At 61.4% G+C, this 23,617-nt stretch carries 23 protein-coding genes and 1 tRNA gene; 12 read left to right on the top strand and 12 right to left on the bottom strand.

Annotated elements, in window-relative coordinates; all coding sequences use genetic code 11:
* Positions 1-350: 350 nt before the first annotated feature.
* The 3 genes from BLW80_RS26035 to BLW80_RS26025 form a co-directional block, all read right to left on the bottom strand.
* Positions 351-425: transfer RNA gene (locus BLW80_RS26035), tRNA-Val, on the bottom strand.
* A gap of 183 nt (positions 426-608) precedes the next feature.
* A complete protein-coding gene (locus BLW80_RS26030; RefSeq protein WP_093760990.1) occupies positions 609-1,871 on the bottom strand; it encodes a coiled-coil domain-containing protein in 1,263 nt (420 codons plus the stop codon).
* 134 nt (positions 1,872-2,005) lie between these two features.
* Complete coding sequence (locus BLW80_RS26025; RefSeq protein ID WP_089267524.1) at positions 2,006-2,590, bottom strand: DUF1134 domain-containing protein; 585 nt, start codon at positions 2,588-2,590, stop codon at positions 2,006-2,008.
* Positions 2,591-2,703: 113 nt separating this feature from the next.
* On the opposite strand from BLW80_RS26025, the gene BLW80_RS26020 reads away from it, so the two are divergent.
* Positions 2,704-3,198, top strand: coding sequence for a YHS domain-containing (seleno)protein (locus tag BLW80_RS26020; protein ID WP_093760988.1), 495 nt, complete (start codon positions 2,704-2,706; stop codon positions 3,196-3,198).
* Between the two features lie 7 nt (positions 3,199-3,205).
* On the opposite strand, the gene cysQ is transcribed toward BLW80_RS26020, so the two are convergent.
* A complete protein-coding gene (gene cysQ / locus BLW80_RS26015) occupies positions 3,206-4,042 on the bottom strand; it encodes a 3'(2'),5'-bisphosphate nucleotidase CysQ (protein WP_093760986.1) in 837 nt (278 codons plus the stop codon).
* A gap of 170 nt (positions 4,043-4,212) precedes the next feature.
* Here cysQ and chpT point away from each other — a divergent pair, with 170 nt between their 5' ends.
* The 6 genes from chpT (at position 4,213) to BLW80_RS25985 (ending at position 10,852) form a co-directional block, all read left to right on the top strand.
* Entirely contained in the window at positions 4,213-4,860 is a 648-nt protein-coding gene (chpT, locus tag BLW80_RS26010; RefSeq protein WP_068737134.1) for a histidine phosphotransferase ChpT, read from the top strand.
* A gap of 200 nt (positions 4,861-5,060) precedes the next feature.
* Entirely contained in the window at positions 5,061-7,787 is a 2,727-nt protein-coding gene (locus BLW80_RS26005) for a hybrid sensor histidine kinase/response regulator (RefSeq protein WP_093760984.1), read from the top strand.
* Positions 7,788-7,798: 11 nt separating this feature from the next.
* Positions 7,799-8,293, top strand: coding sequence for a chemotaxis protein CheW (locus BLW80_RS26000; RefSeq protein WP_093760982.1), 495 nt, complete (start codon positions 7,799-7,801; stop codon positions 8,291-8,293).
* 45 nt (positions 8,294-8,338) lie between these two features.
* Positions 8,339-8,704 (top strand): response regulator, encoded by a 366-nt coding sequence (locus BLW80_RS25995; protein WP_068737128.1) that lies wholly within the window; start codon positions 8,339-8,341, stop codon positions 8,702-8,704.
* A gap of 103 nt (positions 8,705-8,807) precedes the next feature.
* A complete protein-coding gene (locus tag BLW80_RS25990) occupies positions 8,808-9,974 on the top strand; it encodes a protein-glutamate methylesterase/protein-glutamine glutaminase (protein ID WP_093760980.1) in 1,167 nt (388 codons plus the stop codon).
* The gene (locus tag BLW80_RS25985) at positions 9,971-10,852 is read left to right on the top strand and encodes a CheR family methyltransferase (RefSeq protein ID WP_093760978.1); all 882 of its coding nucleotides are present in this window, start codon (positions 9,971-9,973) and stop codon (positions 10,850-10,852) included. The genes BLW80_RS25990 and BLW80_RS25985 overlap by 4 nt, the downstream gene beginning before the upstream one ends.
* A gap of 6 nt (positions 10,853-10,858) precedes the next feature.
* Here the strand turns inward: BLW80_RS25985 and BLW80_RS25980 are convergent, their stop codons facing one another.
* The 4 genes from BLW80_RS25980 to ctrA form a co-directional block, all read right to left on the bottom strand.
* Complete coding sequence (locus tag BLW80_RS25980) at positions 10,859-12,016, bottom strand: glutathionylspermidine synthase family protein (protein WP_093760976.1); 1,158 nt, start codon at positions 12,014-12,016, stop codon at positions 10,859-10,861.
* Positions 12,017-12,022: 6 nt separating this feature from the next.
* Positions 12,023-12,421, bottom strand: a complete 399-nt coding sequence (locus BLW80_RS25975) for a hypothetical protein (RefSeq protein ID WP_093760974.1) — start codon at positions 12,419-12,421, stop codon at positions 12,023-12,025.
* Positions 12,418-12,828, bottom strand: a complete 411-nt coding sequence (locus tag BLW80_RS25970; RefSeq protein WP_068737118.1) for a DUF350 domain-containing protein — start codon at positions 12,826-12,828, stop codon at positions 12,418-12,420. The genes BLW80_RS25975 and BLW80_RS25970 overlap by 4 nt, the downstream gene beginning before the upstream one ends.
* 160 nt (positions 12,829-12,988) lie before the next feature.
* Complete coding sequence (gene ctrA, locus BLW80_RS25965; RefSeq protein WP_068737116.1) at positions 12,989-13,690, bottom strand: response regulator transcription factor CtrA; 702 nt, start codon at positions 13,688-13,690, stop codon at positions 12,989-12,991.
* Between the two features lie 372 nt (positions 13,691-14,062).
* Between ctrA and fliI the strand changes: the two genes are divergently transcribed.
* The 4 genes from fliI (at position 14,063) to BLW80_RS25945 (ending at position 17,546) form a co-directional block, all read left to right on the top strand.
* A complete protein-coding gene (fliI, locus tag BLW80_RS25960; RefSeq protein ID WP_089267515.1) occupies positions 14,063-15,388 on the top strand; it encodes a flagellar protein export ATPase FliI in 1,326 nt (441 codons plus the stop codon).
* Between the two features lie 109 nt (positions 15,389-15,497).
* The gene (fliJ, locus tag BLW80_RS25955; RefSeq protein ID WP_068737112.1) at positions 15,498-15,917 is read left to right on the top strand and encodes a flagellar export protein FliJ; all 420 of its coding nucleotides are present in this window, start codon (positions 15,498-15,500) and stop codon (positions 15,915-15,917) included.
* A 199-nt stretch (positions 15,918-16,116) separates the two neighbouring features.
* Positions 16,117-16,665 carry a sigma-70 family RNA polymerase sigma factor gene (locus tag BLW80_RS25950; protein WP_093760972.1) on the top strand — a complete coding sequence of 183 codons (549 nt, stop codon included), beginning with the start codon at positions 16,117-16,119 and terminating at the stop codon, positions 16,663-16,665.
* Positions 16,665-17,546 carry an anti-sigma factor gene (locus BLW80_RS25945; protein WP_093761193.1) on the top strand — a complete coding sequence of 294 codons (882 nt, stop codon included), beginning with the start codon at positions 16,665-16,667 and terminating at the stop codon, positions 17,544-17,546. Before BLW80_RS25950 ends, BLW80_RS25945 begins: the two co-directional genes overlap by 1 nt.
* Before the next feature lie 145 nt (positions 17,547-17,691).
* On the opposite strand, the gene BLW80_RS25940 is transcribed toward BLW80_RS25945, so the two are convergent.
* The 3 genes from BLW80_RS25940 to flhA all read right to left on the bottom strand — a co-directional run bounded on the left by BLW80_RS25940 (position 17,692) and on the right by flhA (position 21,676).
* The gene (locus BLW80_RS25940; protein WP_068737108.1) at positions 17,692-17,979 is read right to left on the bottom strand and encodes a GIY-YIG nuclease family protein; all 288 of its coding nucleotides are present in this window, start codon (positions 17,977-17,979) and stop codon (positions 17,692-17,694) included.
* 923 nt (positions 17,980-18,902) lie between these two features.
* On the bottom strand, positions 18,903-19,109 hold the full coding sequence (locus BLW80_RS25935) for a hypothetical protein (RefSeq protein WP_068737106.1): 207 nt from the start codon (positions 19,107-19,109) through the stop codon (positions 18,903-18,905).
* 329 nt (positions 19,110-19,438) lie between these two features.
* Positions 19,439-21,676: a flagellar biosynthesis protein FlhA gene (flhA, locus tag BLW80_RS25930; protein WP_089267512.1), complete on the bottom strand. Its 2,238-nt coding sequence runs from the start codon at positions 21,674-21,676 to the stop codon at positions 19,439-19,441.
* A gap of 242 nt (positions 21,677-21,918) precedes the next feature.
* On the opposite strand from flhA, the gene BLW80_RS25925 reads away from it, so the two are divergent.
* The gene (locus BLW80_RS25925; protein ID WP_093760970.1) at positions 21,919-23,139 is read left to right on the top strand and encodes an MFS transporter; all 1,221 of its coding nucleotides are present in this window, start codon (positions 21,919-21,921) and stop codon (positions 23,137-23,139) included.
* Here the strand turns inward: BLW80_RS25925 and BLW80_RS25920 are convergent.
* Positions 23,136-23,513, bottom strand: a complete 378-nt coding sequence (locus BLW80_RS25920; protein WP_139285952.1) for a hypothetical protein — start codon at positions 23,511-23,513, stop codon at positions 23,136-23,138. The genes BLW80_RS25925 and BLW80_RS25920 overlap by 4 nt on opposite strands.
* Positions 23,514-23,617 lie beyond the last annotated feature (104 nt).

Genomic DNA, 23,617 nt, shown 5'->3' with positions numbered 1-23,617 from the left:
GAATTGGGCGGAATGACTGCGAACAAAACGTGGCGGAAACACCTGCCACAGCGAGAAAAATCAACATCTTAGAAGATGTGCGCTGCGTTCGGGATGCAGGGGACTGTCCGCTTCAGATGGCCACAATCAGCGAATGTCGGTACCGGTGGTTGCGAGTCCAGGGCTTGAACTCGCCCGTGTGTGCGACGCTGTTGCTGCAGGCTCATGACTAGCAGTGCTGCCGAGAACGTTCCCGGAAAAAACTCCGCAGTTATCCCCGATTGGATGCGTGCTGCGTATCGTTCTGCCGGCAGTTGCCGGGAACGATCGTACCTAATTCAAAAAAAAGATAAGGAAAATCAGTAGTTAGGTGGTGGGCGCACAAGGGATCGAACCTTGGACCTCTCCCGTGTGAAGGGAACGCTCTCCCGCTGAGCTATGCGCCCGGGATGCCGTACAGACCAAAAGGCCGGGCGGTAATGGCCCGGCGGGGACTGACGTCAGTGGCGCGATTTAGGGAATAGGGGGCGGGGGTGTCAAGCAAACCCTGCCGCAAGTTCTAACAATAACTCCGCACAATAAGTCTCCCCATCCGGCCGGGCGGGCCATTTGGGTTCCTGGCCCGCGATTTAGCCCGGCTGCGTGGCGCGGGAGGCATGGGACTGCAGCGCCCGGATCCGGTCGGCGAGGGTGCTGTTGGGGGCGAAACCTGCGTCATTGGCCGGTCGCGGCTGGGCCGCGGGCGCCGGAGCGGCGGCCAAAATTGCCTCGATGGGCGAATTCGGCCCTTCCAGCGTCATGGCCATCTTGGCCACTTCGGCGGCGATGTCGTTGATGCGCTCGCGCAGCAGCGCGTTTTCCATGCGCTCGGTGGCCCATGCGCTCTCGGCCTGCTGATGGACGCCGTTGAGGTCGCGCTGCAGCTTGGCGCGCTCCTCGCGGGCGGCGGCGAGCTCGGTCTCCACGGCGGCCTTCTCGGCGCGCAGCTTCTCGAGAACAGGCGATCCCTTGGCGCCGTTCATGGCGGCGAGCTCGACGCGCAGGTCGCGCGCGATCTGTTCGGCGGCTTCATTGGCTTGGCGCAACTGGCTGTTCTCGAAATCGCGCTCGGCGAGGATCTTGGTCTGGGTCGAGAGCTGGCTCTCGAGATCAGTGACGCGGGCGCCGAGCTGTTCGGCTTCGCGCACCTGGATGGTGAGCTGCTGATCGAGATCAGTCACGCGCTGGCTGAGATTCTCGACGCGCGCGCGCGCCTCAGTGAGTTCGCGTGTTGCGGTGTCGGATTCGCCGCGCTGCAGCTCCAGCCGGTGCTGCGTATTGGCGAATTCCTTTTCGGCATCGCCGACACGGCCCTTCAATTCCTCGACCTGCGCACGCACGGCGATGAGCTCGACCTGGCGGGTGTCGGCCACCATGGAGCGGTCCGAGAGGTCGTGGTTCAGCTTGGCGAGTTCGCTCTGCTTGTCACTCAGGGCCTTTTCGGCGGCGCGCAACGCTTCCGTCTTGCTGGTGAAGTCGGCCTCGGTGAGGCCGAGCTTTTCCTTCACGGCGGCTTCACGGGCTTCCAGCGCGAAGATAGTGGCGTTCTTTTCGCCGAGCTCAAGCTTCATGCGGTTGATGGCGTCGGACTTCTTGCCGAGTTCGGCGAGCTGGCTGGTGGTCTTGTTCTTGAGCTGGTCGACGCTCATTTCCAGCCGGCGTGCCGCCATGGCGAATTCCGCGCGCAGCTGGTCCTTGTCGGCCTGGATTTCCGCCATCGACAGCGGCGTCGCGGCTTCGAGCCGGCGGGTGGTGAGGCGGACGGCGCGGTTATGCACCAGCGGCATGATCATCAGGCCGCAGAGCATCGAGATCAGAAAACCGATCGCCAGATACATGATCGGTTCAACCATGACGAATGCTCCCACGCTCTCAAAATGCAGCGGTTACCATGCCATGGGGCCGCCGGCAAAGACAGCGTAACGCCTCGTTAACCTTTATTCGCCCGTTCAGAAGCGCTTGATCGCACGACCGCGCGACCGAGGGCTTAGAACGGGTTCCAGGTCGCGCTGGGGGTATATTTGAGATAGCCGATATTGGCGCCGAGCCGCAGGCCGAGACCCGAACGGATCGGCACCAGCACGACGTTGTTGGCAGTCAGTGCCGTCATGCCGAAGCCGCCGATGATGTAGGCGGAGCCGTCGATACCGGCGAAGCGCTGATAGATCGCCTGGGTGGCGGGCAGGTTATAGACCAGCGTCATGGTGCGGGCGCCGTCGCCGCCCCAGTCAAAGCCGACCGAAGGACCCTGCCAGTAGACGCGCAGATCGCCGGCATTCTTCGTATAGAGCGTGCCTTCGCCGTAACGGAGGCCTGCCACGATCGCGCCGCTGCCTTCCTCGCCCAGAATATAACCGTTCGGCAGCCCCCACTGGCTGACGGCCTTTTCGATCACCGAAGCGAGGCCGCGCGAGACATTGCCGAAAAACCGGTGTCCGGCCGTCATGAGTTCTTCGGACCGATAGGTGTCCGGTGCGGCCTGGCCGCGCGGTGGTTGCTGCGCAGAAGCCGGCGAGAAGGCGAGCGTGAACGTGGCTAGCGCGACCGCTGCCAGGCGTGATGCGAAGGTCATGAAAAGAACCCCTGGTATTTCAAATTTGCGACCGCGGCTTTAACCGGATGCTGAGAAGCACGGTTTAACTCTGCAGTCATTGTCCCCGACTCCCTATACTATCGGTATCAACTATGACGGCACAACGGCGGGAATTGTCAGGCTGGAGCCGTGGAATTGCCTTGATTCTGCTGCTGGCGGCCGCTCTGGTCCCGGCGGGCGCGCAGGCTGCGACCAGTGAGCGCGTGGTCACTGACCGATATACGGGTCTCGCAATCAGCGGTTTCGATCCGGTGGCCTATTTCACCGAAGGCCGCCCGACGCTGGGGCAGCCGGACTTCGAAATGTCGGAAGAGGGCACGGTCTGGCGCTTCTGCAACGAGGGCAATCGCGCCTCCTTCGCCGCTCATCCGGACATCTACGGTCCGCAATTCGGTGGCTATGATCCCGTCGACGTCGCCCGCGGGGTCGCCTTCGCCGGCAATCCGCGTTTGTGGCTCATTGCGGGCGAACGCCTCTATCTGTTCGGCCGCGAGGAGACCCGCGACGCCTTTGCTGCGGCACCGGCCAAATATCTGCCCGGCGCGCGCAAGCGCTGGCCAGGCGTGCAGGATATCCTGGCGAAATAGTGCGGGTTCAGCCGCGCGCGCTCGCGGTGGGATCACCCCAGGCGATGAATTCCGGCACGATGAAGTCTTCCCGGTTGCCGCCGAAGCGAACCGCCTTGCCAAAGGTGTCGGTCACCTTGCCGCCTGCGGCCACCACCACGGCATGACCGGCGGCCACATCCCATTCGCAAGTCGGCGCCAGCCGCGGATAGATGTCGGCCTGGCCCTCGGCCACGCGGCAGAATTTCAGCGCCGAGCCGAACTCCTGTCTGACAGCGCCGGGGCGGCTGGCGATGAAAGCCTCGGTTCGCTGGTCGCCATGGGAACGGCTGACCGCAGCGGTCCACGCTGCGCCCGCAGCGGGCGCTGCGCGGGTCCGGATCGATGTGACCTTGCGGATGGACAGGTCTGGTGCGAGTTCGACACGCTCGGCGCCGCGTCCGACCAGCCCGCGCCAGATCAGCCCGAGGGCAGGGGCACCGACAATACCCAGCAGCGGAGTGCCATCGACGATCAATGCGATATTGACGGTGAACTCCTGGCGCCCGGCGACGAATTCCTTGGTGCCGTCGAGCGGGTCGATCAGGAACAGTGTGCCGGCATAGGGAGGAGTGGCGAGATGGAGACGCTCTTCGGACAGCGACGGGATTCCCGGAAACAGCCGGGCCAGTCCTTCGCCGATGACATGGTCGGCCGCGAGATCGGCTTCGGTCACGGGCGAGCCGTCCGCCTTGCCATCCACGGTCATGACAGTGCGGTTGACCTTGAGGATAGCTGCGCCGGCCTGTGCGGCGAGCTCGGTCAGCGGCGCCATCAGGCTGACAGCCCGCGCGGCATCCATGCGAGGTAGCGAATCATCCGTCATCGGGAAGCCTTGATCCCCTGCATGTCATCCCCGTTCATTTCTACGCTTGGGCGCTGCGCCGGTGGACTTTGCCAGCCCTAGTGTGGTCGCGCCACCATCTGCGGTGTATCTAACCGTAAAGCAAATGCTTGATTCGCCGTTCATTCTGTGTGGCCCCAGGAGCGCATTTCATGTCCGACACTCCCACGCCAGGTCCGGCCCCCGATGCCCTTGAACTCGCGGCATTGCTCTGCTCGCGGGTCTGCCACGACCTGATCAGCCCCGTGGGCGCCATCGTCAACGGGCTCGAAGTGCTCGATGACAATCCCAAGCCGGAAGACAAGGAATTCGCGCTCGATCTGATCCGGAAGAGCGCCAAGACCGCATCGGCCCGCTTGCAGTTCTGCCGGCTCGCCTTCGGAGCCGCCGGCTCGGCGGGCGCGCAGATCGATCTCGGCGACGCGCAGACCATGTCGCGCGGTCATCTTGAAGACGCCAAGACCAAGATCGAATGGAATCTGCCGCGGCTTCTGCTGCCGAAGAACAAGGTCAAGCTGCTGCTCAACATGCTGGTAATCGCGCAGCAGACGATTCCGCGCGGCGGCGTGCTCAAGATCGATGGCATCGGCGAAGGTGAGCCGCAGGGTTTCAAGATCACGGCCGCAGGCCTCAACGCGCGCCTGCCGCAGGCCATCGTCGATATGCTGGCCTCGGAACAAGTTGGCAGCATCGATGCCCATGCCGTGCAGCCTTACTACACGCGGCTGCTGGCGCAGGCTTGCGGCCTCAAGGTGACCTTGGTGCCCGAAGGCGACGCCATCGTCGTCACCGCGATCTGATCGCAAACTCATTCAACTCTTAATGAACTCTTTACGAGTCCGCCGTTTGGCGGGCTCGTACGTGTGCGAGCATATAGCTAAATGTCGCATTCATTGTTTTTGGGAATGCTCAACTAATATTAAACGCTTTGCGGGGAAAGTAGCCAGACTTCGAAAGGCGTAGCGAAAGTCGCGAGCCTGGAGTGTGAAGGCCTATTTTCATGGATGATCTTCTCCGCGAGTTTTTGACGGAAACCAACGAGAGCCTGGATACGGTTGACAATCAGCTGGTCCGCTTCGAACAGGACCCGAATAACGCGAAAATTCTCGATAATATTTTTCGCCTGGTTCACACCATCAAAGGCACGTGCGGATTTCTCGGACTGCCCCGTCTCGAAGCCCTGGCCCACGCCGCCGAGACATTGATGGGCAAATTCCGCGATGGAATGCCGGTTACCGGAGAGGCGGTTACGCTCATCCTGACCACGATCGATCGCATCAAGGAAATACTCAGTCAGCTCGAAGCCACGGAAGTGGAGCCGGAAGGCGTCGACGAAGATCTGATTGGCGAACTGCATCACATGGTCGAAAAAGGCATGGAATCGATGACGGAATCTGCTCCTCCGATCGCACCGGAAGCGCCTGTCGTGGCCGAGTCGGCCCCGTTGGTCGTTCCGACCTTGGAGCGTGAATTGCGCCCAGGCGAAGTCTCGCTCGAAGAGCTTGAGCGCGCCTTCCAGGAAACCGCCATCGAAGTTGCGCCGCCCGTAGCAGCTGCTGCGCCTGCAGCGCCCGTCGCGCCGCCGGCTCCGGTTGCTGAAAAGCCCGCCGCGCCGAAGGCTGCTGCTCCGAAGCCCGCTGCCAAGAAGACTGCAGTCGAGGTCGACCAGCCAGAAGCTGACAAGGTCGCGAACCAGTCGATCCGCGTGAACGTCGACACGCTCGAACATCTGATGACCATGGTCTCGGAGCTGGTGCTGACCCGCAACCAGCTGCTGGAAATCAGCCGTCGTCATGAAGACACCGAATTCAAGGTGCCGCTGCAGCGCCTGTCCACCGTGACCGCCGAACTGCAGGACGGCGTCATGAAGACCCGCATGCAGCCGATCGGCAACGCCTGGCAGAAGCTGCCGCGTATCGTGCGCGATCTCGCCGGCGAACTCGGCAAGCAGATCGAACTCGAGATGCACGGCGCCGATACCGAACTCGATCGCCAGGTGCTCGACCTTATCAAGGATCCGCTCACCCACATGGTGCGCAACTCGGCGGATCACGGCCTCGAAACGCCGGCTGAGCGCGCTGCCGAAGGCAAGCCGGAGCAGGGCACCATCCGTCTGTCCGCCTATCACGAGGGCGGCCACATCCTGATCTGCATCGCCGACAACGGCCGCGGCCTCAACACCGAGCGGATCAAGGCGAAGGCGATCTCGAACGGTCTGGCCACCGAAGCCGATATCGAGAAGATGTCGGAAGCGCAGATCCACAAGTTCATCTTCGCACCGGGCTTCTCGACTGCAGCTGCAGTTACCAGCGTCTCCGGCCGCGGCGTCGGCATGGACGTGGTGCGCACCAATATCGATCAGATCGGCGGCACCATCGACATCAAGTCGGTCGCCGGCGAGGGCTCCAGTGTCACCATCAAGATCCCGCTCACGCTGGCCATCGTGTCGGCGCTGATCGTTGAAGCCGGTGGTGATCGCTTCGCGATCCCACAGCTCGCGGTCGTCGAACTGGTGCGTGCGCGCGCCAATTCCGAACATCGCATCGAGCGCATCAAGGACACCCCGGTGCTCCGCCTGCGCAACAAGTTGCTGCCGCTGATGCATCTGAAGAAGCTGCTGCAGATCGATGACGGCTCGTCGGCCGATCCGGAGAACGGCTTCATCGTCGTGACCCAGGTGGGCAACCAGACCTTCGGCATCGTCGTCGATGGCGTCTTCCACACCGAAGAAATCGTCGTCAAGCCGATGTCCACCAAGCTCCGTCACATCGGCATGTTCTCCGGCAACACCATCCTGGGTGATGGCGCGGTGATCATGATCGTCGATCCGAACGGCATCGCGCAGGAGCTTGGTGCTCTGGCATCCAACGCTCACGAGATCGCTGACGAGAACGCCGCAATGCGCGCGATGAATGCAGAACAGCTGACGTCGCTGCTGGTGTTCCGCGCCGGCTCCGCACAGCCCAAGGCGGTGCCGCTCGGTCTCGTCACGCGTCTCGAAGAAGTGGGCGTTGACAAGGTCGAGCTGTCGAACGGCCGCTACATGGTCCAATACCGCGATCAGCTGATGCCGCTGGTGCAGATGGAAGGCGTGACCGTCCGTACGTCGGGTACCCAGCCAATCCTCGTTTTTGCAGACGACGGTCGCTCGATGGGTCTCGTCGTCGACGAAATCGTCGATATCGTCGAAGAGCGCCTGCATATCGAAGTGGCCAGCGGTCGCGAGGGAATCCTCGGCTCCGCTGTCATCAAGGGTCTCGCGACCGAAGTGATCGACGTCGGTCACTTCCTGCCGATGGCTTTCGCCGATTGGTTCTCGCGTAAGGAAATGCGTGTCTCGGCAACCGCCCAATCGGTGCTGCTGGTCGACGACTCCGCGTTCTTCCGCAACATGCTCTCGCCCGTGCTCAAGGCTGCCGGCTACAAGGTACGCGTCGCCACCAACGCCCAGGAAGGTTTGTCATTCCTGCGCTCGGGTCAGGAGGTCGACGTAATCCTCACCGACATCGAAATGCCGGATATGAACGGCTTCGAATTCGCCGAGACCATCCGTGCGGATCAGAAACTCAGCCACACGCCGATCATTGCTCTCTCGGCGATGATCTCCCCGGCGGCCATCGAGCGCGGTCGCCTCGCAGGTTTCCATGACTACGTCGCCAAGTTCGATCGCCCCGGCCTGATTGCGGCGCTCAAAGAACAGACCACTGAAGTTCGCCAGGCTGCGTGAGGGAAATCGCAATGACCACCACCACTACGACCACCACCACCACCAAGGCTCCAAGCGCTGACGGCGCGATCACCGAATACGTGACCACCATGATCGGTGGACAGCTGTTCGGCATGCCGATCTCGCGCGTGCAGGACGTGTTCATGCCCGAGCGCCTGACCCGCGTGCCGCTGTCCTCCAGCGACGTCGCCGGCGTGCTCAATCTGCGCGGTCGAATTGTGACCGCGATCGACATGCGTTCGCGCCTTGGCCTGCCGAAGAACGATGACGGCAAGCCGCCGATGGCTGTGGGCGTCGATCTCCGCGGTGAATCCTACGGCTTGCTGATCGATTCGATCGGCGAAGTCCTGAAGCTCGCCGATGAGAGCCGTGAGGTGAATCCGGTCAATCTGGATCCGCGCATGGCCAAGATGGCCGATGGCGTCCATCGTCTCGATGGGCAACTGATGGTCGTACTCGACGTTGATCGCATCCTTGAAATCTCGCCTGACAAGCTGGCCGCCTAAGACCAGCACTTGGACAATTTTGTCCGCGGTGAAAATGAGGCTCACATGAAGACATGTCTGGTTGTCGATGACTCCAGTGTCATCCGTAAGGTCGCCCGTCGGATTCTCGAAGGTCTCGATTTCGAGATCACCGAAGCTGAAGACGGCGAGAAAGCGCTCGAAATCTGCAAGCAGAACCTGCCGGACGCTGTTCTGCTTGATTGGAACATGCCGGTGATGGATGGCTACGAGTTCCTCCGTAACCTGCGCCGCATGCCTGGCGGTGACGTTCCAAAGGTCGTGTTCTGCACGACCGAAAACGATGTGGCCCACATCGCGCGCGCTCTGCATGCCGGCGCGAACGAATACATCATGAAACCGTTCGACAAGGAAATCGTGTCGGCGAAGTTTCAGGAAGTCGGCCTGATCTAAGTTCTACGCCGGAATTGCGTATTCCACTTCCGGCGCCCGCCTTTTTGTTTGTGCATTTGTTTTGTCAGTGCATTTGTCGCGTTGTGTTGCGTCCGGTGAGTTCATGAGTGTTGATGTGATAAGTCCTCCTGTTGTCGATTCGCGGTATGAGCCACTGCGAGTCATGGTGGTGGACGACTCCGTCGTCATTCGCGGCCTGATCTCGCGCTGGATCGAGGCCGAGCCTGACATGGCCGTCGCGGCGTCGCTTCGTACTGGTCTCGATGCCGTCAACCAGATCGAGCGCATCAATCCCGACGTTGCGATTCTCGATATTGAAATGCCGGAGCTCGATGGCATTTCGGCGCTGCCGCAGCTGCTGGCGAAGAAGCGGAATCTCATTATCATCATGGCGTCGACGCTGACCCGCCGCAACGCGGAGATCAGCTTCAAGGCGATGTCGCTCGGCGCCGCCGACTACATTCCGAAACCGGAGAGCACCCGGGAGATTTCCGCAGCCGACATCTTCAAGCACGACCTGTTGCAGAAGATCCGTCATCTTGGCGCGAAGGTTCGCCGCCTGAAGTCGGCGACGACGCCGTCGATCGTGCCAGCTCCCGCGGCGCGTGAGGCTGCACCGTCTTTCAAGTCCGTGACATCAGTCGCCGCGCAGGCGCAGCTCGTGAAGCGTCCTTTCAGCGCCACGATGCCACGCGCGCTGCTGATCGGTTCGTCCACTGGCGGGCCGCAGGCCCTGATGACGCTGGTTGCCGAAATCGGCGCCGTGATCGACAAGGTGCCTGTTCTGATCACGCAGCATATGCCGCCGACCTTTACGACCATTCTTGCCGAACATCTTGCCCGGGCCAGCAAGCGTCCGGCTCGCGAAGGTGTCGATGGCGAAATCGTCAAGGCCGGTCAGATCTACCTCGCACCGGGCGGCAAGCATATGCGCGCCGTCAAGCAGGGTGCCAACATCGCCATCGCGCTCGATGACGGTCCGCCGGTGAATTTCTGCAAGCCTGCTGTCGATCCGCTGTTCACGTCTGCCATCGACGTCTGGCACGGCGCCATTCTCGCCGTCGTGTTGACAGGCATGGGTTCGGACGGCATGCGCGGCGGCAAGGATATCGTCGCGGCTGGCGGCAATGTCATCGCGCAGGACGAAGCATCGAGCGTGGTGTGGGGTATGCCCGGCGCTGCCGCCAATGCAGGCATCTGCTCGGCTATCCTGCCGCTCAATCAAATCGGTTCGAAAGTGGTTCGTCTTTTCTCGGGAGATCGGTCATGACACCGGCAGACTATGATTTCCTGCGCAAGTTCCTGAAGGAGCGCTCGGGTCTCGATCTGTCTGCTGACAAGCAGTATCTGGTCGAAAGCCGGCTGATGCCGCTCGCGCGCAAGGCCAACCTGTCGGGCATTGAAGAGCTGGTCCAGAAGATCAAGAACGGCTCGTCCACGGTTGCGTCCGACGTGGTCGAGGCGATGACCACCAACGAAACCTTCTTCTTCCGCGACAAGCTTCCATTCGACCATCTGCGTGACGTCGTGCTGCCGGAGATGATCCAGGCACGTGCCGCCCGCAAGAGCCTGCGGATCTGGTGTGCGGCTGCGTCCACCGGTCAGGAGCCGTATTCGATCGCGATGACCATCAAGGAAATGAGCGCCCAGCTCGCCGGATGGCGGATCGAGATCATCGGCACCGATATCTCGCAGCAGGTGCTCGAGAAGTCGAAGTCGGGCATCTACACCCAGTTCGAAGTGCAGCGCGGATTGCCGATCCAGCTGCTGGTCAAATACTTCAAGCAGACCGGCGAGATGTGGCAGATCAATCCGGAGATCCGGTCGATGATCCAGTACAAGCCGCTCAATCTGCTGCAGGACTTCTCCAGCATGGGCAAGTTCGACATCGTCTTCTGCCGCAACGTGCTGATCTATTTCGATCAAGACATGAAGACGCAAATCTTTGGCCGCCTTGCCAAGTGCACGGAGCCCGATGGCTTCCTGGCGCTGGGCGCCGCAGAGACCGTTGTCGGTCTGACCGACGCGTTCAAGCCGCATGCCGACAAGCGTGGCCTGTACCGTCCGAACGTCGTCCGTGCCGCACCGTCGATCGTGCCGAGCATGACGCCTGTGGGTCTCAAGGCCGCTGCTTCGCCGGCACGCTGAGCGCCGTCACAGGATCGCGTGCGGAATGAAGCGTGACATGTTGCCGGTGATCGGATTCTCATCCTCGCGGATCGAGAGCCCGCATGGCACGTCATCGACCAGCCAGCTGCCCAGCACCGGATACTGATCCGCAAAGTTCGGCAGTGGCATCAGCATCTGCCGGATGAAGCCTTCTTCGCCATAGGGACCGGGCTGCGCATCGATGGCGCTGCCGCCGCTCACAAGCGTGACATTGGCGCCTTCGCGCGAATAGAGCGGCTTGCGCACATAGGATGTGCCGAGCTCAGCGGCTGCAGCATCATCGTCGAAATAGGCCGGCAGCAGGTTCGGGTGGTTCGGAAACATCGCCCATAGCAGCGGCAGGATGCCCTTGTTGGACAGAATGGCTTTCCATGGTGGCTCGATCCAGCGCGTCGATGCGCCTTTCAGACGGCCGCCGAATGCCTCGCGGAACATCCACTCCCACGGATAAAGCTTGAACATCAGGTCGATCGGCTGGTCCTTGAGATCGACGAAGTGCCCGCTGTCGGCATAACCGATGTCCTTGATGTCGATCAGCGCCGGTGTGAGGCCGCCTTGCTGCGCGACATCGGCGAGATACTGCACTGTGCCGCGGTCCTCGGCATTGTCCATGGCGGCTGCGAGATGAATGGCCTTGTCGGCGCCGATCTTGCGCCAGGCCTCGATAAGCCGCTCATGCAGCGAGTTGTATTGATCGGCCCGCTTCGGGATGATCTGGCGCTCGATCGCCTGTTCGAGCCAGGTCCATTGAAACACCGCGGCCTCGAACAGTGAGGTTGGCGTGTCCGCATTGTATTCGAGCAGCTTTGCCGGACCTTTGCCGTCGAACTGGAAATCGAAGCGGCCGTAGAGGCTGGGATCGCTCCGTTGCCAGCTTGCGGCGATGAAGGTCCAGTAGGCCTGCGGGATCTTCAGCAGCCGCAGATAGCGCTCATCCTTGACCGCACGGCTCACCAGCTCGCGGCACATCGCGTTGAGTTCGGCCGTCGGAGCCTCGATCTGACGCTCGATCTCATCCAGCGTGAAAGCGTAGTAGGCGCGCTCGTCCCAATAGCGGTCGCCTGCCTCGGTATGAAATACGAAGCCTGTCGCGGCTGCGGTGGCCTGCCAATCGTCACGCTCGGAACATGCGATGCGTTGCATGAGAAACTAGCCGCCGCCGGAGAAATGCGAGGCGAAGGAGCCGAAGCCACCATGGGTTACGTGGCTGCTGCTGGATGACGAGCTGTCATATCCGCCGCTGGATGACGATCCGGCGCTGGCGAAGTTGCTGCGTCCGGAGGAACTGCTGCTGCCCCCTGAATAGCCATGGCCGCCGGAGGATGACGACGAACTGCGCTGCTGACACTCCTGCTGCTGGCCGGCGATGGCCGCGCGGTTCGGGTCGCAATGTTCGCTCGGCATCAGCGCATAGGCGCCGCCGCCCAGGGCCATGGTGCCCATGAGCAAGAGCGCCACGTGGTTGGAGCGTTTGCGCGACGGGACTTCCTCAGGCATCGGCTGCACGGGTCGGCGCTCGCCGAAGTTCTTTGCGGGCCCGCTTGTCATGGCGAATACACCATGGAGGCAGCGTTCAGCACGCCGGCAGCAAGGGAGGCGAGGCCGAGCCAGAGGGCCGGGGCCATCTCGCCATTGGCTATGCGATCCGACAATTGCGGCACCGGAATGCGGAGAATGAAATAGACCGCGATCTGCACGATCAGCGCGATGATCGCCCAGATCAGGCAGTCGACCACATTGGCGGAGTGGACGATCGCGCTGGCCACCGGCAGCACGAAGCCGAGCAGGCTGAGCCCGAGCGCGATCGCAGCTGGCGCGCAATCCTTGCGGATCAGTGCGAACTCGTCATGTGCGGTTACGCGCAGATAGACGAACAGGTAGAGCATCACGGCGACAATGCCGGTGCAGAAATAGACCAGAAAGGCCGGCAGCCCGACCAGAGATTGCAGAACCATTCCGCCCCCGAAATGTGCGCCAAACATGATCGCTTGGTATTCGCCTATGGCATTCGTCGCTGTAAGCAAAGGGTGGGTTCATCCACGCAAACAAAAACCCCGCCTTTCGGCGGGGTTTCGTGAGAACTTTCGGGGAGTGACGCTTAAGCCGGCTTGAAACTCAGGCCGGGATGCGGATCTCTTCTTCGTGCGGCTCGCGGAGCACATAGCCACGGCCCCAGACGGTTTCGATGAAGTTGCGGCCTTCGGAAGCATTCGCCAGCTTCTTGCGCAGCTTGCAGATGAAAACGTCGATGATCTTCAGTTCGGGCTCGTCCATGCCACCATAGAGGTGGTTGAGGAACATTTCCTTGGTGAGGGTGGTGCCCTTGCGGAGCGAGAGCAGCTCCAGCATCTGGTATTCCTTGCCCGTCAGATGGACGCGCTGACCGCCGACTTCCACCGTCTTGGTATCGAGATTGACCACCAGGTCGCCGGTCTGGATGACCGACTGGGCGTGGCCCTTGGAGCGGCGCACGATCGCATGAATGCGGGCAACCAGCTCGTCCTTGTGGAAGGGCTTGGTCATGTAGTCGTCGGCGCCGACGCCGAGACCCTTGACCTTGTCCTCGATGCCGGCGAGGCCCGAGAGAATGAGGATCGGGGTCTTGATCTTGGACACCCGCAGCTGCTTGAGCACATCGTAACCGGACATGTCCGGCAGATTGAGATCGAGCAGGATAATATCGTAGTCGTAGAGCTTGCCGAGATCGACGCCCTCTTCTCCGAGATCCGTCGTATAGACGTTGAAACTCTCGGATTTGAGCATCAGCTCAATCGACTGCGCAACGGCGCTATCATCTTCAATTAGCAAAACGCGCATGCCAGTCCCCTTTAGTCGCCGCTCCGGGCGTCAGGTCGGCCGCCATACTTGCGGCACCAAAAAACGCCTACGAACAACTGATTCGGATCCTGACTGGATATGGTTAACAAAACCTGATTCTTCAGCGCAAGCTCTAATCGTGCAATTTTTGTCGAATCGCCATAAGATGTTGCAGCAAAGACTCTTTTTGTACCCGTACCCGCTCAAGCTCCACATTAAGAGCCGGACCTAACCGACTCCATCGACTCGCCCCTTCATTCTGATGGCGCGAATGCTCTCAGTCATCCAAGACAGTGACGTAATGATTAACGATGCGGGTAAACACGGGGTTAAGGCCGAGCCGGCAATGAAGCGAAACTTAAGGGTTTTGCAATGAAAGCCCTTGCGGAACAGATTACTGACCTCGATGGCGTCAATATTTACGGCCGGGTGGTCGGTGTTCGCGGGTTAATGGTTGAGGTGGCCGGGCCGATCCACGCGATGTCGGTCGGTGCCCGCATTACCATCGAGACCGGCACAAGCCGTTCCATCCCCGCCGAGGTGATCGGTTTCAGTGGCGACAACGCCGTGGTGATGCCCTTCGCCGGACTGGAAGGTGTACGCCGCGGCTGCCGGGCGGTGATCGCCAATGCTGCCAGCCAGGTGCGGCCCTCGATCGCCTGGCTCGGCCGCGTCGTGAACGCCATGGGCGAGCCGATCGACGGCAAGGGGCCGTTGCTGCAGGGCCCGGCACCGATGCCATATCGCGCGTCTCCGCCGCCGGCGCATTCTCGCAAACGCGTCGGCGCGCCGCTCGATCTCGGGGTGCGCTCGCTCAATACCTTCCTGACCTGCTGCCGCGGCCAGCGTATGGGCATCTTTGCGGGCTCCGGCGTCGGCAAGTCGGTCTTGCTGTCGATGCTGGCACGCAATGTCGATGCCGACGTGTCGGTCATCGGCCTGATCGGCGAACGTGGCCGTGAAGTGCAGGAGTTCTTGCAGGAGGACTTGGGCGAAGAAGGTCTCGCACGCGCTGTCGTGGTCGTGGCGACTTCGGACGAGCCGGCACTGATGCGGCGCCAGGCGGCCTATCTGACGCTGTCGATCTCGGAATTCTTCCGCGACGAGGGCAAGGACGTCATGTGCATGATGGACTCGGTCACGCGTTTCGCCATGGCGCAGCGTGAGATCGGTCTGTCCGTCGGCGAGCCGCCGACCGCGAAAGGCTATACGCCGACGGTGTTCACCGAACTGCCGAAACTGCTGGAGCGGGCAGGGCCGGGCACCGATGAAGGCTCGATCACCGGTATCTTCACGGTGCTGGTCGACGGCGACGATCACAACGAACCCGTTGCTGACGCCGTGCGCGGCATTCTCGATGGCCATATCGTGATGCAACGCGGTATCGCCGAGCGTGGCCGCTATCCTGCTATCAATATCCTGAAGTCGGTGTCGCGAACCATGCCGCGGTCCTGCGATCCTGCCTATTTACCGACGATCACGAGGGCGCGGCAGATCATGGCGACCTATTCGGATATGGAAGAGCTGATCCGGCTGGGTGCCTATCGCGCCGGTTCCAGTCCGGAAGTGGACGAGGCGATCCGGCTCCATGAGCCGCTTGAGGCATTCCTGCGGCAACGGAAGGACGAAGTCTGCGGACTGGCCCAAGGCTATCAGCAACTGCAACAAATCGTTGGTGGTTTGGAAACGGAACGCTAACTTTGTCAGGCCATCATGACCCTCAGAGAAGAATTTCGGCCGGTCAGCCCCTTGCGGTTGTCCGGTTGTGTCCCGCGTTGAGACTGGGACTTCTGGGGAGTATGAGTCGATGAAGTCACGTGACACCCTGATCCGCCTGAAGAAGTTCCAGGTCGATGAGAAGCGCCGCCGGGTCAATCAGATCGAAGGCATGATCGCGGATTTCCAGCGCATGTCGGTCGATCTCGAGCGCGAGATCCAGACCGAACAGGATCGCGCCGGTATTCAGGATCCCACTCACTTTGCCTATCCGACCTACGCCAAGGCCGCGATCCAGCGTCGCGAGAATCTGACGCGCTCAGCCGATGAGCTGCGCGTGCAGCTCGAAGACGCGAAGGCATTGCTGAGTGAAGCTTTCGAAGAACTCAAGAAGGTCGAACTGCTCGACGAGCGCGACCAGGCCCGCGCGCGCGACGAAGAGAACGCACGCGAACAGGCCGACCTCGACAGCATTGGCCTGATGCGTGCCCGCATCGGCGCAGTGGCCTGATCCGCAGAAGCGGCGAGCCAACGAGCCTCAAAGATTGAAGTCATCAAGCCCGGGCCGCGAGGTCCGGGTTTGCTGTTTGTGGTCTATCCACAGCATAAACAGCGACATGGCCCGCTTGCTATAATCTATGTTACGACAGGTGATACCGCCGGGCGGCACCTCCGTAAGGCGAAAGGTATATTGAGGTTGGGGAGACGTAATGCTGACGCCGGCTGAACTGGTCTGGCTTCTTGCCGCAGTTGCCAAAGGGGATGAAGTCGCCTTCGAGCGACTCTATGCAGCGACGCGCGCGAAACTCTTTGGCGTCGTGATCCGTATCTTGCGCAGACAGGATCTCGCCGAGGAAGTCATCCAGGAGGCCTATGTCAAGATCTGGAACAGCGCCGGGCAATTCAATCCCGGTGTTGCTTCGCCGATCACGTGGATGGCGTCGATTGCTCGTAACCGGGCTATCGATGTCGTTCGCAAGAGAAGCGAAACGTCTATCGAGGAAGAGCCGGCCGCAATGGAAGTGGCAGCCGATACACCTGACCCGCTCGCGCGACAGGAAATGACCGAAGAATTGAAGCGCTTGTTGGAGTGCGTGGGCCGCCTTGAGCCGGACCGGCAGAAACTGGTGCTGCTTGCTTACTACAATGGTTGGAGCCGCGAACAACTCGCGACGAAGTTCGAAGCGCCGGTCAATACAGTGAAGACGTGGCTGCGCCGCAGTATGATGGACATCCGGGAGTGTCTGGGACTGACATGATGGCCTATAGCGAAGACCATATCGCGCTTGCCGCGGAATATGCGCTTGGCACGCTCAGTGCCGAAGAGCGCGTGCAGGTCGAGACCATGATGTCCGTTGACAAGGATTTTGCCGCTGTGGTCGAGGCGTGGGAGCGCAAGCTCGGCGTTTTGAATCAGATGGTCGGCCTTGTCGAGCCGCGTCCTGAAGTCTGGGAGAAAATCCGCGTTGCGATCGGTCTGGCCGGTACGCAAGAAACGATCGTGCATCCGGAAGCGCCGCAGCCGGTCGCTGCAGCGGCGGTCGTCGCTGAGCAGCCTGCGATCGATCGCTCGACGCTCGATCGTTCGAACGTGATTGATTTCTCGGTCCAGGCAAAACGCTGGCGCGGTGTGGCCACCGGCATGACCGCGATTGCCGCCATGCTTGTTGCGCTGATTGCCGTGCAGGCCTATCGCCCCGAATTGCTGCCGGCAGGTTTACGCCCGAAGGCAGCGCAGCAGGTGGTGCAGGCGCCAGCGCCGGTCGCGCCGCCCGCAGCAGCTCAGTCGCAATACGTCGCCTTGCTGCAGACCGACGCTGCGTCACCCGCATTCATCCTCACTGTCGATGCGGCGACCAAAAACTTTACAGTGCGCAAGGTTGGCGCCGAACCGCAGGCCGGCAAAAGCTACGAGCTCTGGATTGTGTCCGACAAGCTGCAACGCCCGCGTTCGCTCGGCGTGATCGGCAGCAACGACTTCACATCGCGCGCTGCACTCGCTGCCTATGATCCCGACGTCGTCAATCAGGCCACCTATGCCGTGACCGTCGAGCCGGAAGGCGGTTCGCCGACCGGTGCAGCCACGGGCCCGATCGTTTTCACCGGCAAGCTGATCGAAACGGTGCCGCCGGCACGGTGATCGTTAGGCTATCTTGTCATCCGGCATTGGTCCTATGTTCGTCATTCCGGGGTGCATGAAAGCGGCAAAGCCGCTGTAATGCGAACCTCTCAATTGTCATTCCGGGACGCGCTTTTGCGCGGGCCCGGAATCCATAAACTCCATGTCAGCCGGAAAGCACCGGATACAAATCCATCCAGTTTGGATTTTGCTCTTCGATCAATCGGATCTTCCAGTCGCGGCGCCATTTCTTGAGTTCTTTCTCACGCGCAATGGCCGACAGGACGTCATCGTAGACCTCAAACCAAACGAGCTTGTCGACGTCATAACGTCGCGTGAAGCCGTCAACCACCTTGCTACGATGCTCGTAGACTCGCCGTATAAGGTCGTTCGTCACGCCAATGTATAGCGTGCCGTATTTTCGGCTGGCCAGCAGATAGACGTAATACGTCATTGCGATCACCGGGGTGTGCCAGTGTTGGGCTTGCTGAGGAAAGTGTAGTTCGCTCAGGGCTTAGTGCAATGCGATTTGAGCTCACTGGCTGTCATTCCGGGATGCGCCCGGCTGGCGTCGCCGGCTGGGGGCAGGCCCGGAATCCATACGCGCGATCGTGGTTATGGATTCCGGGCTCGCGCAAGAGCGCGCCCCGGAATGACAATTGAGAGAATAGGGCTTAAACATTTTTTCCTATTGTTCTTGACAATATCCCCAACAGGATTATCCTCCGCTCATCCGGTTCGCGAGGGGCGCTTCATGAGGCGTCTTGAAGTGGAACAGGGATGCGGCGCCTGCGGGTGTGGGGTGACGTACCCCGCGCACTCGGGAGGCCTTGGGTCACCGTCCGGCCCCACTACGGGGGTCTGCCACTCATGCTGGCTGGACGTGGCATTGGTGAACGGCGGGAAACCGTCGGGATCAGCGGAGTGCGGAGCTCTGCGCCTTTGCCCGGAAGAACGGTCCCGGGGACAGAAATCGCCGCGGTGGCGCGCCGTGAGGCGTTGCGCGGTTGCAGCTTGCCGGCGTTCCGGTGGAGCGGACCGCGATAAAAAACCACCCTTTGCGCCTCACGGCGCGCTGCCACCCCTCATCTATCTGAGGGGGACTGCTCACACCTCGGACGCGCAAGCGCCGCGAGAATGCGAGAGCGTGGCTGTTTGAAATTTGAATCTGTGATGGCGCGCCGGCGCGCAGAGTATCCCTCCCACTGCGCAGCTGCGCTGCTTGAGGGAGGGATAAGCAAGAAAGCACCCCACAAAAGAAAAACGCCCGTGGGGAGCGGGCGTTTTCCATTCAGAAGTCCACTCGGGGGGAAGTGGAGCTTCTATGTATTCACCTGACGACCTTGGGGGACATCGCCACGCGAATTCCTGAATTCCTTAGCGGACCATGCTGGCGTTCGAAGTGGTGACAGCAACCGGCTGGCCTGCTTTGATCACACGAGCGCTGGCGGTCTGGCTGTAGCCTTCGTCAGCATTCATGCGGGCCGAGATTCCGAAGCCTGCCACGAAGATACCGGCGACCAGAGCAACGATCACCACCTTGAGGTGGGTCATGCGATCCGCGCTGTAAATCGAGTGGTTCATTGGAAACGCTCCCTGCCGTCTTACTCTGCCTACGACCGTTTGTGTCGTGTCCGCGTCGGCAGGTTCAACTCATCACGCATAGGAAACGTGGTGTTGGGTCGTTCCGTTCCAAATAGTAGATCACAAGGCAGTGATAAGACGTGATCCGGCGCGATTGAAGCACCCGGCTTGGCCCTGAAATTCATAAATTATTATTTATTATCAGAGCGTTGAGAGTGATTCGTGCCGTCGCCCCGAAATGGCCTCGGGATGCGACATTCTGGCAAATCTCTTGTCTGTGACGAATTTACATCGGTTTCGGGCAAGGTTGCTAGCCTCTTGCCGCCGAATCAGACGCTTCCGACGGTCTTCAGGCGCGCACGGGGGTGGATTTCCGCCTGGGACAGCACGGTGGTTTGTGCGCGGAACCGTTCCACCAGCGAGCGCACGAACGGCCGGATCGAGGCCGAGGTGACCAGCACCGGCGCTTCGCCTTCGCGCGCGGCCTGTTCGAAACGATCGCGCACGGTGGTCATGAACTCCGACAGCTTCGACGGCTGCATCGCGAGACTGCGTTCTTCGCCGGTGCCGATGATCGATTCCGCGAAGGCCTGCTCCCACTGCGCCGACAGTGCGATGAGCGGCAGGTAGCCGTTGTAGGACGTGTTCTGCGCGCAGATCTGTCGCGCGAGGCGCGCACGCACATGCTCGACGATGGTCGACGGGTTGCGCGAGAAGGCGAGGGCGTCGGCAATGCCTTCGAGGATGGTCGAGAGATCGCGCACCGAAATACGTTCGGTAAGCAGCAACTGCAGCACGCGCTGGATGCCCGACACGGTGATGAGCGACGGGACGATATCCTTGACCAGTTCGCCTTGTTCTTTCGGCAGGTCCTTCAGCAGCTTCTGCACTTCGCCGTAGGACAAGAGATCCGACATATTGCCTTTCAGCAGCTCTGTCAGATGCGTCGACAAGACCGTGGCGGCATCGACCACGGTGTAGCCCTTGAGCGAGGCTTCTTCCTTCAGGCCGGCATCGACCCAGGTCGCGGGCAGGCCGAAGGTCGGCTCTGTGGTGTGAATGCCTGGTACGTTGACCTGGTTGCCGCCGGGATCCATGACCATGAACTGGTTCGGCCAGATGCGGCCGGTGCCGGCGTCCACTTCCTTGATCTTGATGATGTAGGTATTGGCTTCGAGCTGCACGTTGTCCAGGATTCTGACCGACGGCATCACGAAACCCATTTCGACAGCGAGCGACTTGCGCAGCGCCTTGATCTGCTCGGTGAGGCGATCGGTGCCGTCCGGCCCGTTGACCAGTGGCAGCAGCGCGTAGCCCAGCTCGATCTTGAGGTCGTCGATCTTCAGCGATGCGGAGATCGGCTCGTCCGCGGCGGCAGCTTGTGCTGCTGCGGCGGCGGCCGGTGCTGCGGCCTGATGCGCGACTTCGGCACGCGCAACCTTGTTGCGCTTGTTGGCGGTGACGGCGAGATAGGCTGCGCCGCCGCCGAGTGCGAGGAACGGCAGCATCGGAATGCCCGGCAGCAGCGCCAGCGTCAGCATGACGCCGGCCGACATGCCCAGCGCCTGCGGATAGCCGGAGAATTGCTTGATCAGCGTCTTGTCGGCGGCGCCGGTAATGCCCGCCTTCGAGACGAGCAGGCCTGCGGCAGTCGAGACAATCAGCGCCGGAACCTGGGTGACTAGGCCGTCGCCGACGGTCAGTAGCGTATAAGTGCGGCCGGCTTCCGAGAACGACAGGCCCTGCTGCGCGACGCCGATGATGATCCCGCCGATGACGTTGATGGCGGTAATGAGCAGGCCGGCAATGGCATCGCCGCGGACGAACTTGGAAGCACCGTCCATGGCGCCGAAGAAGCCACTTTCGTCTTCAAGGTCCTTGCGGCGCGCCTTGGCGGTGGCCTCGTCGATCAGGCCGGCCGAGAGGTCGGCGTCGATCGCCATCTGCTTGCCGGGCATCGAGTCCAGCTGGAAGCGTGCCGCGACTTCGGCGATACGGCCCGAACCCTTGGTGATGACGATGAAGTTCACGATCACCAGGATTGCGAACACGACGATGCCGATGACGAAGTTGCCACCCATCACGAAATTACCGAACGCCTCGATGACGTGGCCGGCCGCGGCGGTACCTTCGTGGCCATGCGACAGGATCAGGCGGGTCGAGGCCAGGTTCAGCGATAGCCGCAACATGGTCGAGATCAGCAGCACGGTCGGGAACGACGAGAATTCCAGCGGCGTCTGGGTAAACAGCGCCGTCATCAGGATCAACACCGACATGGTGATCGAGATCGCGAGGAACAAATCCATCACGATGGCTGGCAACGGCATGATCAGGACGACAAGGATGATCAGAACGCCGAATGCGAGGCCGATATCGCCGCGCAAGACGTTCGTCCTGATGCTGGCGAAGTCGAAACCGCCGCTCTTGGGTGCGCCCAGACCCTGACCCGCGATCAAATCCGTCATCGATGCCGCTTCCCCGCGCGAATGTCGCTCGCGACTGCCGAACGTCTGCGCAGCGGCCGAAGGGCCGCCGATCCGCAAGTGAGGCACCGCACTGGCATCCACGGGCATTCCCCCGGTCAGCTGACGAGACGCGACTCCACTCGGCAATTTTTGCCGTGTGTATGGTTAGCAAAGAGTTAACGAGGCGTTACTGCGCGGCTTTGCCACAAGCCCGGAGCCAGTTTTGGCCGAACCGGTCTGTTGCGCTGCTTCTGCATGCCTAATCCTTCGGCAGATCGCTTGACCTGCGGGCACACGCCGAGGATGTTGCCGCCGTGACCATCGCGACCCCCACTTCAGATTCGATGCCGTTCCTGCCTGACTCCCGTCAGGCCTGGATCAGGCTGTCGCTTGCCTTGATCATCGGCTCGCTCGGGTCAGTCGGCATGTGGTCGGTGGTAGTGGCGCTCCCGGCCGTGCAGGCCGATTTCGCCGCCAGCCGCGGCGCGGCGTCGCTGGCCTTTACCCTGACCATGGTCGGCTTCGGCCTCGGCGGCGTGGTGGCCGGCAGGCTCACGGACCGGTTTGGCATCGTGGCCACGATTGCGCTTGCGACGGTGCTGATGGGCGCCGGTTATCTTCTCGCGTCGCAGTCCATGGCGCTTTGGCAGTTCAATCTTATTCACGTGGTGATCGGCGCAGGATCGTCGGCAACCTTCGGGCCGCTGATGGCAGAAGCGTCGCACTGGTTCGAACGCCGGCGCGGCATCGCGGTGACTGTCGCCGCGACCGGCAGCTATATCGGCGGCACGCTCTGGCCGCCGATTGTCAGCTGGGGCATTCTGACTTTTGGTTGGCGCTCGACGCATATCAGTGTCGGGGTCGTTACAACCGTCCTGATGCTCCTGATGCTCGCGGTTCTGCGTGCGCAGATGGGCACTGTCACACGACGTAGTCACGTCAATGCGCCGCCGCCCAAGGTCGATCTCCAGCTCAGCAACAACACGCTGACGACGCTTCTCTTTGTGGCCGGCATCGGTTGCTGTGTCGCCATGGCGATGCCGCAGGTGCATATCGTCGCTTATTGCGGAGATCTCGGCTACGGCGTGACGCGCGGCGCCGAGATGTTGTCGCTGATGCTGGCCTGCGGGATTGTCAGCCGTGTTGGCTCGGGTTTTCTGGCCGATCGTATCGGTGGCATTCGCACACTGCTGATTGGCTCGTTGCTGCAGGGATTCGCACTGCTGTTCTATTTGTTCTTCGACAGCCTGGCTTCGCTTTACATCATCTCGGCGATGTTCGGCCTGTTCCAGGGCGGTCTGGTGCCGGCCTATGCCATCATCATCCGCGAGGCGATGCCCGCATCGCAGGCGGCTACGCGTGTCGGCATTGTCATATTGGGCACGGTGGGTGGCATGTCACTTGGCGGCTGGATGTCCGGCGTCATTTTCGACGCCACGGGCTCCTACGCGGCAGCGTTCATGAATGGGCTCGCCTGGAATGCACTCAATGTCACCATTATCACGGCGCTGATGCTGCGGGCGCGCCGCAGGTTGATTTTCTCCTCGGGCGCATCGGTCGCCTAAGGCGTCAGATCCTGCACCGGTGGCATCGCCGGAAATCCATCGATCGGTACGTTTTCGAGCGCGCGTTTGGCCGGGCCGCTACCGAACATGCAATCCAGCGTCGGCTCGGCAATCGCCGTCATGGTCCGCGGGATCAAGCTTCGTTTGTCCGGCGGCAGCCAGTTCTCGTTCAGCGTGGGGACGCCGCGCTCGGTGACCCCGTACAGGATCGCGTCGAGAATATCGCGATCGCCAATCTCGCTGATCAGCGCGGTGCGGACGCAGTCGCAGATCGCTTCGGGATGCGCATAGCGCGACACCATGAAGGGCGCGCAGAGCCGAATGAACTCGCCGCGCGGATCGGGCATCAGGGATAGGCGACGCGTGTCAGTCATCGCGATGGTCGACACCCCGCACGCCAACAGGCTGCCCAGGACAATGGGAGACAGTGTGCTGAGGGGCAGGTACCGCAACAAATTCACCCGGGAAGCAACCGTAG

It is taken from the genome of Tardiphaga sp. OK245, assembly GCF_900108575.1.
GTDB classification, from domain to species: Bacteria; Pseudomonadota; Alphaproteobacteria; order Rhizobiales; family Xanthobacteraceae; genus Tardiphaga; species Tardiphaga robiniae.
This window is presented reverse-complemented; position numbering and strand designations above follow the sequence as displayed.